Origin of the sequence: Leptospira soteropolitanensis, from assembly GCF_026151655.1 — a bacterium.
Classification (GTDB): domain Bacteria; phylum Spirochaetota; class Leptospiria; order Leptospirales; family Leptospiraceae; genus Leptospira_A; species Leptospira_A soteropolitanensis.
Window position 1 is genome coordinate 192,244 of record NZ_JAMQPN010000006.1, and the last position, 17,017, is coordinate 209,260.

The window sequence follows — 17,017 nt, forward strand, 5'->3', positions numbered from 1 at the left end:
AATTTAGACGAAAAAACCCAACTATAGTTCTCATATAGTTGGGTTTCAAATTTAGAAAACGGTAAAATTTACCGTTTCGATCCTATCGATTCTGGAATGGCCGCAAATAATAATTGTTCTCCATTCCAATCGGCACGGTATTTACCTTCACCGATAGTTCCCGATAAAATCTCTTTTGCCAATGGTCGATTGACTATTCGGTTGAAAACACTTCCGAGAGGCCTTGCTCCAAATTTTGGATCAAAGCCTTGTTCACGTAAAATATGTTCCGTACTTTCCGAAAGTTCAATAAAGATTCCTTTTACCTTCAATCTGTCATTCAGTTGTCTAACCTGTTTTTCGATCAGTTTTTCCATGATGGAAGAATCTAATGAATGATAGGTTAGAATCGCATCCAATCGACCCAAAACTTCCGGTTTAAAGTCCGCTTCAATATTTTTTGAATTGGTCGTCAAAATCACAATGGTATTCTTAAAGTTAATAGTTCTACCTTTGTTATCTGTTAATCGACCTTCATCCAAAATCTGAAGAAGAATATCAGAGAAATCAGGATGTGCTTTCTCCACTTCATCAAAAAGAACCACTGAATATGGTTTTCTTCGGATGGCTTCCGTAAGAATTCCACCTTCATCGTATCCTACATACCCTGCCGGTGCTCCAATCAGTTTTGCAACAGAATGTTTTTCCGAATATTCACTTAAGTCCAGCCGAACCAAATTCGTTTCCTGATCAAATAGGAATTTAGCAATGGCTTTAGCAGTTTCCGTTTTTCCGACACCTGTTGGCCCTTTCAGTAAAAAGGATCCAAGCGGTCTTGTTTCCGAAGAAATACCTGCATAGGAAGTAAGAAGAGTATCGGCAATTTCACGAATAGATTCTTTCTGACCATAAACCACAGTATTCAGATCTTCTTCCAAATGAAGCAGATTGTCTTGTTTGGTTTTTAGAATTTTTTCGACAGGGATTCCGGTTTGCCTAGAAATAACAGCCGCAATATGGTTTCTTTCCAAAATCCAACTGTTCTGAAAAGTGCTTAGTTCTTTTTCCAATTCAGGAAGAACAGCATATTTTAATCGGGAGGCTTCCGTATAATCCGCTCTTTGCTGAGCTGCATCCAAATCAAACTTAACTCGATCAATTTTATTTTTAATCGAAGCAATTTGTTTCAAAGAATTGACTTCTTTTTCCCAAACAAGTTTTCCATCTTGGAATTTTTTTTCTAAGACCTCAATCTCCTTTAGAATCTCTTCATTTTTCTTTTCCATTTGGGCAAAGATTTTTTTAGAACGAATTTCACTTTCTAATTCTACTAGTTCTGTAGGCATTGCTTCCGCAGAAAGTTTTAAAGCAGATGCAGCTTCATCAACCAAATCAATCGCTTTATCTGGTAAAAATTTATCAGTGATGTATTGGTCAGACAAAAGCACTGATGCATAAATCGCTTCATCAGAGATTTTGATTCCATGATGGATTTCATGTTTATCACGAATCCCCATAAGGATTTCAATAGCATCTTCTTTACTTGGTTCATTGACTGGAACTGCACGGAATCTTCTTTCTAATGCTTGGTCACCCAAAATGTATTTTTGAAACTCATCTTGCGTTGTTGCTCCGATACAATGTAATTCACCACGTGCCAATGCCGGTTTCAATAAATTGGCTGCATCCATTGCCCCATCCGTTTTACCTGCACCCACTAATTGGTGAATTTCATCAATGAAAAGGATAGCCTCTCCTGCTTGGCCTTTGATATAACGAAGTAATGCTGTTAGTTTTTCTTCGAATTCGCCACGATACTTTGTTCCCGCCATGAGTTGCCCCATATCCAAAGAATAAATCGTTTTTCCTTTTAATACGTCTGGAACTCTTCCTTTTACAATTTGTTCAGCTAAACCTTCTACAATAGCAGTTTTACCAACTCCAGCACTACCAACTAACACTGGATTGTTTTTTGACCTTCGGCCTAAGATTTCCATTACGGACCGAATTTCCTTACTCCTCCCTATCACAGGATCCAGTTTTCCTTCTCGTGCCAAATCATTCAAATTTACAAGAAAGTTAGGCACTTCTTCGTCCGTTTCCTTTACTTGTAAATCTTCATAATTGATTTTTAATTCAGGAAGAATCTGCGGCAAAAATTTTAAGAAGTCTGCCTCCTTCAATTCTTCCCGTCCATTTTCTGCGGCACGTGATGAAGCCATAGTGAACCACTGAGCCAACTTGGGAGAAGTTCGAAGAGACTCAAAAGGAATCTCACTCGAAGCTCTCGCTTGTTTTTTTAGAAATTCATCTACTGCCGATTTATACTTAATTAATGTTTTCCCCGAAACAGAAGTAGGAAGAGTCATAAACCCCCAAACCAAATGGTAAGGAGTGATTTCTGTATTTTGTCTCCTCATCGCTTCCGTTTGCGCGATGTCCAAGGCTCCTTGGACGTTGGAATCATACTGTTTCATAGCGTTTCCTCTCTATTAGCACTCTGATAGTTAGACTGCTAATATTGCGTTCTTCTAACAAGTTTTTTAAGGAAATTCACTTTATCTGTCTCAATCTCGTCCTATTATAGTACAAATGTTTCGAAATCGACTCTCTTTTTTTGATTTCCTTTTGAGTTTACGCGAAAAGGATTCTTTTGGTTTAGAAACAACCAGAACAAAAAAGAAAACAATGTTCTCACGGAAAAAGCCTTTAGGGCTCCTTCTCCTAGGAGTAAGCTTTCTTCTCCCTCCCCCTCTCCCAGCCTTTCCTCTATCCATCGAAGAATCTAAAAACTATAGAGATATAGGGAAATACTTTGAATATGTTATCGTTCCCGAAAGAGAGTCCAGTTTGGACCGGGTATTGAGAGAGGATACCTTCTGGAGGCCCAATCCAAAGGCAACAATCTCTTTTCCTAGGGTTAAAAACCCCTTATGGCTTCGAATCACACTCATCCATTACGGAAACTTACCCCATACATTTTTTTTACACTTCTCAAGTCCGGTGGTGGATGTTTTTGAACTCCACAGCCAAGTCAAAGGGAAATGGGTCACACAAGTATCGGGAGAACAAGTCCTTCAAAGAAATAAACCAATATATTCTCATATACCTGCATTTCCAATCACACTGTCTCCGGATGAAACAAGAACAATCTACGTAAAAATAAATTCTGCAAATCCTATCTTTAACTTCGTTTCAGTCTATAACTCTCGCAGTTTCATCGCCTTTTCCAAAAAACAGGATATATTTTTTGCTGCCTATTTCGGCGCAGGATTTATGATGTTTTTGTTTAGTTTATTTTTAGCGAATACCTTACGTTACAGGAAATTTTTTTATTACTTCTTTTACTTAGCAACAGTACTTTTAATCAATTCCTTTTCTACCGGCTTCATGCAATATGTTGAAATTGGAAATTCACACACATGGAAAAACTATCTTTTTCCAATCACGATTTATCTAACATCAGTGTTTGGGTTGTTATTCACTATTGAATTTTTAGAAACAGAAAAAAATTTTCCCAAGGCAACTAAATTAACAAGAGGATTTATACTTCTATTTATTTCCCTAATATTCTCAATTTTCTTTTTAGAATTAAGAAACTTCATTCAGTTAGGTGTAACACTAGTAATCATTCCAATTTTATTAGCTTTATCAATTTCTTTGATGGCACTTTTCAAAAGTAAGAAAAAACTAGAAGTAATTCTCTTTTTATTCGCCTTTGGATCTATCCTTATTGGTGCTGCATTAAATTCACTAACAGTTCAGGGTTTAATTCGACCGATACATATATCGTCTTATTCTCTGCCCTTAGGTTCAGCTATAGAAGTTTTTTTCCTATCTATGGCATTAGTTCTAAAAGTTTCTGATTACAGAAAGGCGACAGAAGAAAAACAAGAAATTGATTTACAAATGAAGATCGCTCAAAAACTACAAAACGGCCTTCTACCCCAAAAACGAACTCATGCGAATGGGCATGCTTTAGGATTTAGATTTTCACCTGCTTCGGATATAGGTGGTGACTTTGTACAAATCATTGTTAAAGATAATGAGATTGGTTTATTTTTAAGTGATGTTTCAGGTCACGGAATTCCTGCAGCAATGATTGCCTCAATGGCAAAAGTTTCCCTACAAATCTGGAATGATTCTTTGGATAAACCTGCTTATGCGGCAGAAAGAATTAGGTTGTCTCTACTTAGTTCCCTCTCAGGTCACTTCCTAAGTGCCTTCTTTGTTTATTTAAACCCGAAAGAAAAAATCCTTAAAATTGCAAATGCCGGACACCTTCCGATGATTTATTTAGATCGCATGGGAAACTTAGAACATATCACTAGTTATGGAAGGGCGATCAATGAATACATTGAATCACAAATCATTGAAAAAACACTACCCCTTCCCGACTCAGGAACATTGGTACTATTTACGGATGGTGTCATCGAAGCAAGGAATGCCACCACAGGAGAGTTATTTGGAGAAGAAAGATTTTTTAATCTCCTCCAAAAGTTAAAAGAAAAGGACCCACAAACTATTTGCGATCAAGTAATTAACGAAGTAGAAAAATTTCAAAAATCGAAAAGATCTGATGACGACATTACCATATTGGCAATTTCTTTAGAAAAAAATCCTATTTAGAAATCCAATGAGTTAATTTTTTGTGTAATTCATTTGGATAAAACGGTTTGGATATAAAATCATTCATTCCAACTGCATGGATTTTATCCTGAGTTTCCAATTGTGCCGAAGCTGTTAATGCAATGATCGGAATTTTCGACCAAAGAGAATTGGCTCTAATACGTTTTGTTGTCATATACCCGTCCATATTGGGCATATGTAGATCCATTAAGATCAAATCAAATTTTTCATTTACCAACTTACTTAATACTTCTTCTCCATCTGAGGCTTCCTCACATTCAATTCCCCAGCGCTTCAAAAATCGAATCACGATGGACCTGTTGATTTCAATATCATCTGCAATCAAAACTCTTTTCCCTGACAAGTCAGAAGATACTTTTAAGGAATGATTTTTTCTTAATGAATTTGTTTTTCCAATTTTACATGGAAAAGTAAAAGAAAATTTGGATCCTTTACCTAACTCCGACTCCAATTCGAGATTTCCTTGCATTAGTTCCGCAAGGCCTTTAGAAATGGCTAACCCAAGCCCTGAGCCACCATATTTTCTAGTTGTATCTCCGCTGGCCTGAGTGAATTTTTCAAAAACAAACTTAAGTTTGTCGGGTCCAATCCCAATCCCAGTATCTTCCACTTCAAATCGAATGACCACATGGTTTTCCGTCTGGGAAACTAAAATAACACGAAGAATGATTTTACCTTCCTTCGTAAACTTGATTGCATTCGATAAAAGATTATTGAGGACTTGTAACAAACGAGTAGGATCGAAACAAATATATTCTGGTAGATTCGAATCAACTTCGGTTTGAAATTCCAAGAGCTGTTCTTTGGCTTTTATCTCAAAAGAAGAAGAAACTGAACCGATTAAATCTTTGAGATTAAAATCAATTTCTTCAATAACAATCATCCTTTCTTCGATTTTATTAAAATCCAGTATATCATTGATCAAAGTAAGAAGTGTTTCACTCGAAAATCTTAAGTTCTTTAAGTAATCAACTTGCTCCGGTTTGGGATTATCTTCCATTAACCACAAAGAAAGACCGATCACCGCATTCAAAGGAGTCCGAAGTTCATGACTCATGTTAGAAAGAAACTCCGACTTAGCACGGTTTGCTTCTTCTGCACGAACTCGAGATTCAATCAACTCTCGTTCATATAAAACCATTTGTGAAATATCAAGAGATACTGAACGAGATTGTAACATTTCATTATTTTTTCCATAAATGGCGGTTGCTGATACGTTCAGAAACAATGACCTGCCATCTTTACGAATCACTTCAAATCTTAAATTATCAACTTGCCCAGTTTTTTTAAATATAACAAAATTTTGAAAGAACACCTCCCGACTTTCCTCTGTTAATAGGTCTGGCCATTTAACTTTTCCAAGCAATTCTTCTTCTGAATAACCGAGCCATTCCCTTTGAGTTTTATTGATTTTTACCAAATATCCTTTAGAATCTAAACTGTGAAAACCCACTGGTGAATTCTGATACAAATCGTCGATTTCAAATAAACGATCCTCTATCAATTCCTTTTCAAGAATGATTTGTGCATTTCTTTTTAATACAAAAATCATCCATATGATAAATATAGATAAGATAAAAAACAAACCGCCAGATAAAGAGATTAAACGAATTGTATACTCACGACTCTGTTCCCTTTCAAAATTTTCTTTTTCTGATTTTTTTTTCAAAAGAGATTGAACTTCACTCCGAAATACATCCATCCTTCTTTTGCTTTCCAGAAATTCTTTTATTTGAGGTCGCTTCGTAGGAAAGTTTTCGATAAAATTTTGAATCCATACCAATTTTGATTGTTTAGAGTGTATGATAGATTCTAGGTCTTTTTGATAAGAAGGTTCGCAGTTTTTGCTGAGAAATTTTTCCGCAATCATCATTTGATTTAAGGATTTTCTGTATGGCTCTAAAAAATCAGGATTCCCTTCCGTAAGAAGATAACCGCGTACACCGGTTTCGGCATCTTTCAAATATGACGCATAGTCGCTTAAGATAGAATTCCAAAGAGTTTTCTCTTCAAAGTTGATTCGATCGATTCGACTTTCATATATTTGATAGAAGAAAAAAAAGCTAGAACAGAAAAGTAAACCAAGAAGTCCCCATAGGAATCCTAAATAAAAAGATTCGAAGTGCTTTCTTAGAAAGTATTTCATGCAACCAATTTAATTAATGAAACAAAGTCAATTTGTCAATTGATTAAACCATTGCCTTCCATGCTGGAAAATATAAGTCAAATTCAGTTCCAATTCCTACTTCGGAATTAGCAAGAATGGTTCCTCCCATTTTTACCATGATTCCATAAATAATTGGTAGTCCTAAACCGGTCCCCTTTCCACCTTTTGTGGTAAAAAACGGATCGAAAATTTTTTCAATGATTTCACGAGGGATTCCCGAGCCATTATCAGCAAAACCTAATTTCCAGTATTCGGTATTTTTCATAAATCCAACATGAAGTAATTCTGACTTTTCATACAAAACTTTTAAAAGCGAAATGGTAATCTTTGGATTTGATACATCTTGCAAAGCAAATACTGCATTTTCATATAAATTAGAAAGGATCTGAAAAATTTGAATCGGATCTGCATTAACAAATGCAGGTTCATTTCCCAAATCTGTAAACAAAGTGATTCGATTTGAAGATACACTTCTCACTTCCTGTAAAACCTGTAGTAAATGTTCCCGCAAATCTAATTGTTTCGAAATAGAATTATCAATTTTTGAATACGTTAAAATCTGTTGGATTAAATTTTTTGCTCGATCTAGAGACTTGGATATTCCTTCAATGGCTGGCAAAGATTTTTGAATTGCCTCGTTTGTTTCACCTTTCGACCATTCTGAATTTAAGTAAGATACATAGGCCATCATTGGTGTTAGAAGATTGTTGAAATCATGTGCAATCCCACCAGCAAAAGTACCAAGAGCTTCTAATTTTTGCGATTGGGCATATGCTCGTTCCAAAACAATTTTTTCAGTAATATCTTTTGCTTCGAGTACAATGTATAAAATTTTTCCTGAAGGATCTGTCAGAGAATAAAAATCGCAATCGAAGTATTTTTCTCGACCATCTAACAATATATAACTAACAAATACTTCAAAATTCTGATTTTTTAATGCCAGCTTCATTCCATAGGTTAATTTCTTTTTTGATTCTTCATCTGAATTTGAAAAAATGGAACGAATTAATTCTAAACCCTGCACATCGGTTTCATCTCTTTCAAAGGACAAAACAGCCATACGGTTCATACGAATCACATGACCTTGCAAATCCAATAGGAAAATCGCTTGTGAAGAATTATTAAAAATACCTTTAAATAATTGTTCGTTGAGTTGGATGGAATGTTCTAATTCAGAAAGATCGGATATATCATGTATGGTACCAAAAATACGAAAACGTGAATCCTCAAATCTTTCTGCTTCCAACCAAAGATTAACTTTTTTTTTGCCCGTATTTGTATTCAGTGTAACAATCATTTCTTTCGAGTGATTGTCTCTTAAAAGTTCTTCCCATACTACCGTAATGTGATCTTGTTCTGATTGGTCTAATAAGGACCAAACCTTTTCCATGAGTGGAATTTCACTGAAATCAAATCCCAAAATTCGATATAACTCTAACGACCATAAGGTGTTTTTCTCGGGAAAAATCACTTCAAAATGACCAAGATGGGAAATCTTCTGTGAACGAGTTAACAACTCCTCGCCATGTACCAACATGTCCCAAGCTTTTTTTTGCGATACTTTAAGTCGATAGGCTTCCAGCTCACGATTGACAACAAACGGAAGTTTGATGATGGAAGATTTTGGTAAAAATTCTGCGGCACCCAAATTCAGAAATTCAGAAGCTGCATCCTCTGGAAGAAATTCTGTGACTAAAATTACTGGTAAATCAGGATTAATTTCTTTTACTCTAGTGATGACATAACGCCCATCAAAGTCAGGAAGATAAAAATCGGAAATCACTATGTCCCAAGTTTCGTCCGCAAGTCTTTGTTCAAATTCCGCCTTCCATTCAGCTCTTTCGGGAAAAATGGAAAACCCAAAATTTTGAAGAACCGATACAATCGCTTTGTAAGAAGCAAGAGAATCTTCAACAATCAAAACATTGAGTTTCTTTTGAATATCCATAGAATATTATTGATTGAAAAAACCAAATATTGGTAATTCCAAATCACCTAAAATTTCAGCTTTATGTCTGTAGGCAGTTCCACGACCTTCTGCAAGGGCAAACTTACCTTTAGAAAAATCATTGGGAGATAAATAAGGAGTATTGGTTTCTAATCGAATGAGTTTTTTCCCCTTTTCTTTTGCTAATAAAGATTTTAAATCTTCTGATTCCGATTCTATGATCTGAACAGATGCATCTAACGCGCGCTTCATTGTATTTTTACTCATAGGTCTATGATTGTTAATTTGGTGTATCACAATTCTATCAATACTTGGATCTAAAATTAATTCTTTAATTGGTTCGCCGTCCCCAATGCCACCATCCAAAAACTCTTGCCCCTGAAATTCCTGCACTTCATATAGAAAAGGAAAAGCAATTGAAGCCATCACTGCATCTAGAACATTCCCTTCCGTAATTAATTCTCTTTTGTTTTTAGAAAGGTTCGATACTGCAATTCCCAATTTAATCGATAAATCAGAGAACTTTTTATTTCCTAGATAGGGATATAAAATTTCGCGCGTGGCCTTACCAGTCAGAACTCCGCTATATCCATTGAGTCCCTTTTTGAATAAACGTCCGAGCATAGTCAAAGAATTCCCTTCCCAAAAATCCTTTTTCTTTAATCCCAAAACGAGGGATTCAAAATCTACCATCTCTCGCCCAGTGGCATACAAAGCGCCGATCATTGCTCCAGAGCTAGATCCTGTAACAATGGCAGGTTTAAATCCAATTTCTTGTAACCCGCGCACAAAACCCGTGTGTGCAAAAAAACCAAAAAAGGCAGATTTCAAACAAAGGGCAGAATACTTTTTAGGAAAAAAAAGTTCAATCATATGGTTTTACTAAGTTTAGATTCCTATGATTACTATGTCAGCTACGAAGTGATTTGGAAACCAAAACTTTTGTCATATCGTAAAACAAAACTCCGACAAAAGCAACCAGTATCGCTGTTGAAAACTGCAGGAAATTAAGTGGCACAAATCGAAACATTGAGTTCATTCCCGGCAAATACATAGACAACATAAGCACTCCGATCGTTCCTGAAAAAACATAACGAATGGTTTGATTGGGAATTCTCATTCTACTCCACATGGATTCATGTAAAGATCGATTCGCAAGGATTAAGAACAAATTCGAAAATACTAATGTAACAAAAGTGGCAGTGCTGACTACTTTCGGAGAAGAATTCCCTTTTAGAAATAATTCGGTGATCCAATAGGAAGAAACAACTGAAAATAAAGAAAAGGCACCTTGGATCAAAGAATTAATGAATAATTCTCGATCTAACAATGGCTCCGATGTTTCTCGTGGTTTCCTCTTCATAAGATCAGACTCAGCAGACTCTCTTTCAAAAACGATCGTACATGTAGGATCGATTACCATTTCCATAAATACTATATGGATGGCCGATAAAACAACGATCGGCCAATCGAAGATGATTGGGAAAAATGTTATACCTACAATAGGTATATGAACACCGATGAGGTAACCCAAAGCTTTTTTTAAATTATCAAAAATCTGTCTTCCTATGCGAACAGACTCTAATATGGATGAAAAAGAATCATCTAACAAAACGATATCGGCAGCTTCACGAGCTACATCTGTTCCGCGTTCTCCCATTGCAACACCAATGTTTGCTGTGCGTAATGCCGGAGCATCATTCACTCCGTCTCCAGTCATGGCCACTATCTCGCCATCAGCTTTTAACATTCGAACAATTTTCCATTTATCTTCAGGACTTACACGAGAAAAAATATTACACTTACGAATTACTTTTTGCATTTCTACTTCGCTAAGATTGGAAAATTCTTTTCCTGTATAAACTAGATGGGATTCCTTTAATCCAATTTGGTCTGCTATGTTTTTTGCTGTCTCAGGATAGTCTCCCGTAATCATGATCACTCGAATTCCTGATTCGTATGCAGTTTTTACCGCAAGCGGTACAATCTCTCGAATCGGATCCAAAAATGCGAGAAGACCATAAAAGCGAAACTTAGCTTGTTTTCTTTCTTCGGGAATTTCTAGCGACGGGGATTCTGATTTAGCGACACCAAGCACTCGAAATCCTTGTTTTGCTAGTTCATTTGTTTTCTGTGTCCATAATTCCAAATCTGATCCAGTAAAACTGCATAAATCAAAAACTGCCTCAGGTGACCCTTTTGCATAACTCACATAAAACTCACCGTCTTTTAGAACACGAACCATTGTTAAATGGTCTGGAGACAATGGAAAATCTCTAACTGATAATAACGCTGAGTCCTCTTTTTTTTCTAACAGGTCCCAACAATCCGAGATGGCAATATCCATCGGATCAAAACTGGGATGTTTGGAAGCACAATAAGCTATATGAAGTAATTCTTTTGTTTCATCCGACTGTTTCGTTTTTGGATTTAATTCGCATGTCTCCGATTTTGTTACAACAAACCCGACTTTCATTTTATTCTGAGTGATTGTGCCAGTTTTATCAGAACAAAGAACTGTAGCAGCACCTAAAGTTTCAATAATAGAAGACCGTCTAACTAAAACCTTTTTAGTGCTTAACCTAAAAGCACCTAACGCAAAAAATATGGTCATAACCAAAGGTAATTCTTCTGGCATCAAGCCAATGGCTAAAGTAAGTCCCGAAAGTAAACCCTGTAACCACTGGCTTCTGGCAATCCCAAAATAAAGAGCTAGAATCACACATAAAGATGCGGCAACAATAAATAAATTACGAACTAATCGAGCAACTTCTACTTCGAGTAAAGTTCTACCGACTGTTTCATCAGCAATTTTACGACCTATTTTACCAATCTCAGTTTGGTTACCAACGGCCGTTACTCGACATACTCCTTCCCCACTAACAACTAAAGATCCACAAAATACTGGACTAGATTGAGATTTGGTAACAGGCACAGACTCTCCTGTAAGTAAAGACTCATCACAGGAAAACAATCTGTCTGATATAAGTTCCGCATCTGCAGGAACTCTATCTCCCTCATTGAGAATTAATAAATCATCAAAAACAACATCCTTTCCTTCAATACGAAGAATTTGCCTGTCGCGAATCACATTTGTTCTTGGACTAGCAAGGGAACGTAAAGCAGAGATCGCCGTCTCCGTTTTCTTTTCTTGGATAAAAGTGATGGTTATAATTCCGATTACGGAGCATAATAATAGGAGTGCCTCTCCCCGATCTCCTAGGAGTAAATAAACGATACTTATGGAAATGAGAAGCAGAATCATTGGTTCCATGACCACTCCAAGTAACATCTGGAAGATTCCCTTTTTTTTGGAAGAGCTGATCTCATTGGCACCATACTTTGTACGGTTTTTTCTAACCTGTTCTTGGGTTAATCCCATAAGGATGTATTCAGAGATTTGTTTTGGTATTGAAGGCATATTCTTTTTGATTTGGTCTTGTATTTTAATAGAATTCTGTTTAACATTCTAGAATGTGCGATACATCTCTTGCCACTGAAAAATTTACTAAGACTCAAAAAAGAATCTTTGCCAAAAACTCGGATCGCGAACCAAACGAAGCACAATCCATACTCCACGTCCCTCGTTTTGAACATGAAAAAGGTTCCTTATTACGCACAACTTTTATAGAAATTCCTCAAACTCCTGTTACATACGAAGTATTTTTAAGTAAACCCTTCCATATGTGGGGGGCCGAAATGGGTGTGAATGAGTTTGGAGTATGCATCGGAAATGAAGCAGTTTTTACCAATGTAAAAATTCCCAAAAAGAATAACGGTTTAACGGGGATGGACTTAATTCGATTGGCATTGGAGCGATGTAAGTCTGCTAGAGACGCATTGTTTTTGATTACGGAATTATTAGAAACTTATGGTCAAGATGCTTGTGGTGGATATGAAAATAAGGCCTTCTTTTACCATAACAGCTTCATCATTGCCGATCGAACGGAAGGTTACGTTTTAGAAACCGCAGATAAATTCTGGGTAGCAAAAAAAATAGATTCTTTTTATGCCATTTCAAATGGACTTACCATTGGCTCCGACTTTGAATATTCCTCTCCAAACCTCATTGACAAGTTAAGAAAAAAATCCAATAAAGAATTTTCTTTCAAAGATCATTTCAGTGATCATTTTTACACTTACATGAGCCATTGCCAAGACAGAAGAAATTTACATGAGAAAACGGCAGAGAGTTTAGAAAAAGAAACAGAACGTTATACAATCAAACAAGCAATGGAAACTTTAAGAACACATTCGATTGAGATTGATGAATTCGAACCTTCTTCTTCATCAATGAAATCACTTTGTTTGCATGCAACAGGACCAACCACACCCAATCAAACCAATGGCAGCCTAATCGTAGAATGGGATACATCAGAAACAAACCAAGATCCCCTTCGCGTATTATATACAGGGACTTCCACTCCATGCCTTAGTTTGTTTAAACCATTCTATTTTGGTACAAAAAATTTCATAGGATCTTCAAGTTTAACTTCCCATGCAACATATTCAGAAACCTTATGGTGGTTACACGAATCAATTGCAAGAAAATCAAATTTTGATTACCAAGCGGTGCGGTCAATTTTATTACCATCTTTGATTGGATTACAAGATTCCATAATCAATATCTCAAAAGAATTTCTTTCACAACAGAAAAAAGAAGAGGTTCAATGGCGTTTTTTAAAGGATCATGTCAACATTCTAAAGAAAATTGATGAAGAATTAATTCAGTCTAAAATCGGAAGGAGTCGTTGGCAAAATCCTCTCTTTCAAATTTACTGGTCAGGACAGAATCGGAAACTAAAGATCCCTTTCTCCAAGTAAAAGGATCAATAAATCGTTGACATTGGTTCCTGTGGCTCCTGTGAATAAAAGGGAATTTGTATCTTTTAATACAGGATAGGAATTGGACTCAGCCAGTTCTTTTCTCACATCCCAACCTTTATTTTTCATTTGTGACAAAGTTTTGGGCCCAACGATCCCGCCTGCAGCATCGGTTGGTCCATCCGTTCCGTCCGTTCCACATGATAAGAATAACCAATCTCGATTGATGCAAATAGATTCGGATAAGATTGCCATCCGCAGAGTTGTTTCTTGATTTCTCCCCCCTTTTCCATTCCCACGCACAGGACAAACCAATTCACCACCCAAGAGGATGGCTTGTTTTTGATTATTTTCATTAGCCAAAATTAACTCACCTAACATACGCTTTGCTGTTTCTTCGCTAGAAAGATCCCAAGAATCAGAGATGACTTTTACATTATAACCTAAATTTTTAGCAGTATTTTCCATAGTGGAAAGAGAAGTAAATAAATTTCCCGTAACATAATATATGCTACCTGGATAAGTAGGTCCAGAAGCAATCACTGCTGGGTCGTCACCTAATACATCTGATATGGCAAGTGAATACACTTTTAAATTTGGATTGAGATGTTTAAGAAGTTTACCTGCTTTTACTGCAGAATATTTTTTTCTCTCCGCATTGATTTCATAGATAGACAGTCCCGTCTTTAGTAATTTTTCATTTAATTGAATTAGGTCATCCAAAACAAATCCCTCTTCCGGAATCTCAAAAAGACTTGAGCCACCTCCCGATAACAAAACTACCAATTGATAACTTCCATCCAAACTTAAAAGTTCCTGCAAAACTTCCCTTGAATACAGTTCCGTATTTTTATCGGGGATAGGATGCGATGCTTCTCTGCATTTCCAAACTCCCATTTGACCCTTAGTTTTAAATTCATTAGGGAGGTGTTCGTATTTTGTAAGGATAAATCCACTATCAACAGAAAAGGACTCCTGAAAAGATAAAGCCATAGTAAAGGCAGCTTTTCCCAATGCAAAAACATATGTCTTTTTATTTGAATGATTTAACTCATCCTTTAAATCTGGGTGTAAATTCCAAAATCTCTGAGAAAGATACTTGGGTGTTGCCGCTCTGACTCCCTCCCAAAAAAGAAATTCAATATCCTCCCTTAATGAGTTCACTTGTTTATTTCCGCAATTTTGCCTGAATAGAATCATAACGGATGCCGGACACAGTCAATTGACCAAATTCCAATACATCTGTCGGGCAAAGTGAAACACAAGCGGAACATCGAACACATTGCACGCTATCCATCGGGATTCCTCTACTAGCGTATCCCATAACATCAATCCCTTGATGACAATTTTTTGTACAAATATTACAAGATATACATTTCTTTTTATCAGAGAATATACGAAATTTGCTAAATTTTGCATATATATGCATAAGAGATGCCAATGGACAAAACATCCGGCACCAGATCCTTCCAGAAAAGAGGAAATAGAATCCCACTCCCACAATACCTGCCAAACCTATATCGACTACAATGTCATAAATCCATTTCACAGAATCTGCAACGGACTCACTCAAAGCTAAATTAGTATTGATTCCCTTACCATAGACGCCAACTAACTTTAGCAATGTTAGCAAAAAAGCAATTAAGAGAATGTATTGGCCAGAATGTTCCAATCGGTAGGCCCATTTTCCATGTGGCATTTTTTGCCTATGTTCATCACCTAATGTTTCCGCAAGGCCTCCGCAAGAACAAATCCAACCGCAGTAAGCACCCTTTCCATATCGATAAACTAAAAAAGGAATAAAACCAAAACTAAACAATATACCATAACCTAACCAAAAACCAGTGATGCCCCCATCATACAAAACACCCATACTTAATGGCCAAGCTAATATAAATCCGTAAGCTTTCCAGTAAGCATCATTTGGAAAGACCTCAGTTCGAATATAACCTTCTGGACTTCCTAAATAACCTGAATCCCCGAGAGCTGGCAAAATTAATTCAGGTAATAAAAACAGAAAAAAAATTTGTATAAAAATCAAACTAATCGTTTGATAAAAAACATAATCAGTTTTTCGAATCAAAATTCTTCGAATACCAAAAACCAAAATAGTCAACGAATATAACATGGTATAGTGGAAAGATGGAAATTTTCCCAAAAATATTTGATTCCAATAAGTTGCAGAAAAATAAACAAAAAGAAAATATAAAAAAGCAAAAAGAAGATAACTATTCCTAATAAAAACCCAAGGTTGAAATATACCGGTTCCATGTTTTAATTTTGAAAACAGAAATAAAGTGAACGAAAGAATGGATATAAAACCAAAACTTGTGGCTAATGGAGAGAACCAACCCGGCCCATAAAAAGAAGCCTTTCCAAAATAAGCAAGTGCAGCAAAAGAAAATAAAGAAACAAATCCTAACCAATCAGAAAGCGATTTTTCATTTTGAATTTTGATTCCTAGCCTTTTTAGAAAAGGAATTGGTGGAGTTGTTCCGATTAAAATATAAACTAAATCAGATTTGAATTTTACAGCAGATGATTGCGTTTTTACAAAAATGTTTTTTTCTGAAATTTCTGTAACCTCAGATTCCAACAAAAGTTTAACTTTTCCTTCTTCGATTAAATTCTTTAAACGATTTAAATTTTCCGCTTTAGGTCTTTGAAGATTTTTCCCTCGGTGTATCAGACAAACTTCATTCGCATAACTAGAACAAGCAATGGCAGCTTCAACAGCACTATCACCACCTCCTATGATTGCTACAGACTTTTCCTTGGCATCATAAGGATCAAAGAGGCGATAAAACACAGAGGGAGAGGACTCTCCCGCTACTCCTAAACGTTTTGGGTCTCCCGATTTTCCAATCGCAATCACAACGGAGTTCGTTAGATAAGAATCTCCTGATTCGGTTTTAACAATATAAAGAGAACCGTTCGCTTCAATCGATGTGACTCGTTTCCCGAGCTGCAATTCGATTGGTTCTTTTTTTAATAACAGGTTTAAATATTCCAGTAACTCTTCTTTTGTAGAGTTTTGAATTTTGATTTTAGATAAAGATTCGATTTCCTTGGGTTCTGCAAAAATCGGCTTATTTTTAGGATAACTTTGGATGGTTTGAAAAGGTAAGTTTGCTTCCAAAACAACATATTTTTTTCCTAATTTGTTTGCTTCATAAGCACAAGACAAACCAGCAGGACCTGAGCCGATAATGACAGCATCAAAACAGTCTGCTTTGTTTTCTCGTATGTGTTCCCAAACTTTGACACCGCTTTCCGCAGCTAATTTCAAAAGCGGAACTCCCGTTAGATCTCCTATAATAAATACGTTAGGGAGATTTGTTTCATAAGTATCAGAAATTTCGGGGTAAATTTCTACTGAGCCTGTAGGCACTGATTTGGTTAACCAATGAAAATAAGAAGAAGGCCACATACTATACAATTGGACTTCC

The 17,017-nt window shown here is 36.2% G+C and carries 9 protein-coding genes; 2 read left to right on the plus strand and 7 right to left on the minus strand.

Annotated elements, in window-relative coordinates; all coding sequences use genetic code 11:
* Nucleotides 1-68: 68 nt before the first annotated feature.
* Nucleotides 69-2,456 (minus strand): ATP-dependent Clp protease ATP-binding subunit, encoded by a 2,388-nt coding sequence (locus tag ND811_RS13880; RefSeq protein ID WP_265352511.1) that lies wholly within the window; start codon nt 2,454-2,456, stop codon nt 69-71.
* A 211-nt stretch (nt 2,457-2,667) separates the two neighbouring features.
* Here ND811_RS13880 and ND811_RS13885 point away from each other — a divergent pair, with 211 nt between their 5' ends.
* Entirely contained in the window at nt 2,668-4,608 is a 1,941-nt protein-coding gene (locus ND811_RS13885; protein WP_265352510.1) for a SpoIIE family protein phosphatase, read from the plus strand.
* Here the strand turns inward: ND811_RS13885 and ND811_RS13890 are convergent.
* The 4 genes from ND811_RS13890 to ND811_RS13905 are packed head-to-tail and all read right to left on the minus strand — an operon-like array spanning nt 4,601 to nt 12,165.
* Nucleotides 4,601-6,775: a response regulator gene (locus ND811_RS13890; protein WP_265352509.1), complete on the minus strand. Its 2,175-nt coding sequence runs from the start codon at nt 6,773-6,775 to the stop codon at nt 4,601-4,603. The two genes, ND811_RS13885 and ND811_RS13890, sit on opposite strands and share 8 nt — an antisense overlap.
* A 43-nt stretch (nt 6,776-6,818) precedes the next feature.
* Nucleotides 6,819-8,744: a hybrid sensor histidine kinase/response regulator gene (locus ND811_RS13895; RefSeq protein WP_265352508.1), complete on the minus strand. Its 1,926-nt coding sequence runs from the start codon at nt 8,742-8,744 to the stop codon at nt 6,819-6,821.
* Nucleotides 8,745-8,750: 6 nt separating this feature from the next.
* Nucleotides 8,751-9,617 carry a patatin-like phospholipase family protein gene (locus tag ND811_RS13900; protein ID WP_265352507.1) on the minus strand — a complete coding sequence of 289 codons (867 nt, stop codon included), beginning with the start codon at nt 9,615-9,617 and terminating at the stop codon, nt 8,751-8,753.
* A gap of 37 nt (nt 9,618-9,654) precedes the next feature.
* The gene (locus ND811_RS13905) at nt 9,655-12,165 is read right to left on the minus strand and encodes a cation-translocating P-type ATPase (RefSeq protein WP_265352506.1); all 2,511 of its coding nucleotides are present in this window, start codon (nt 12,163-12,165) and stop codon (nt 9,655-9,657) included.
* Between the two features lie 53 nt (nt 12,166-12,218).
* Here ND811_RS13905 and ND811_RS13910 point away from each other — a divergent pair, with 53 nt between their 5' ends.
* Entirely contained in the window at nt 12,219-13,568 is a 1,350-nt protein-coding gene (locus ND811_RS13910) for a C69 family dipeptidase (RefSeq protein ID WP_265352505.1), read from the plus strand.
* On the opposite strand, the gene ND811_RS13915 is transcribed toward ND811_RS13910, so the two are convergent.
* Nucleotides 13,545-14,732, minus strand: coding sequence for a glycerate kinase type-2 family protein (locus ND811_RS13915; RefSeq protein WP_265352504.1), 1,188 nt, complete (start codon nt 14,730-14,732; stop codon nt 13,545-13,547). The genes ND811_RS13910 and ND811_RS13915 overlap by 24 nt on opposite strands.
* Nucleotides 14,733-14,736: 4 nt before the next feature.
* A complete protein-coding gene (locus tag ND811_RS13920; RefSeq protein ID WP_265352503.1) occupies nt 14,737-16,998 on the minus strand; it encodes an NAD(P)-binding domain-containing protein in 2,262 nt (753 codons plus the stop codon).
* Between the last annotated feature and the right edge of the window lie 19 nt (nt 16,999-17,017).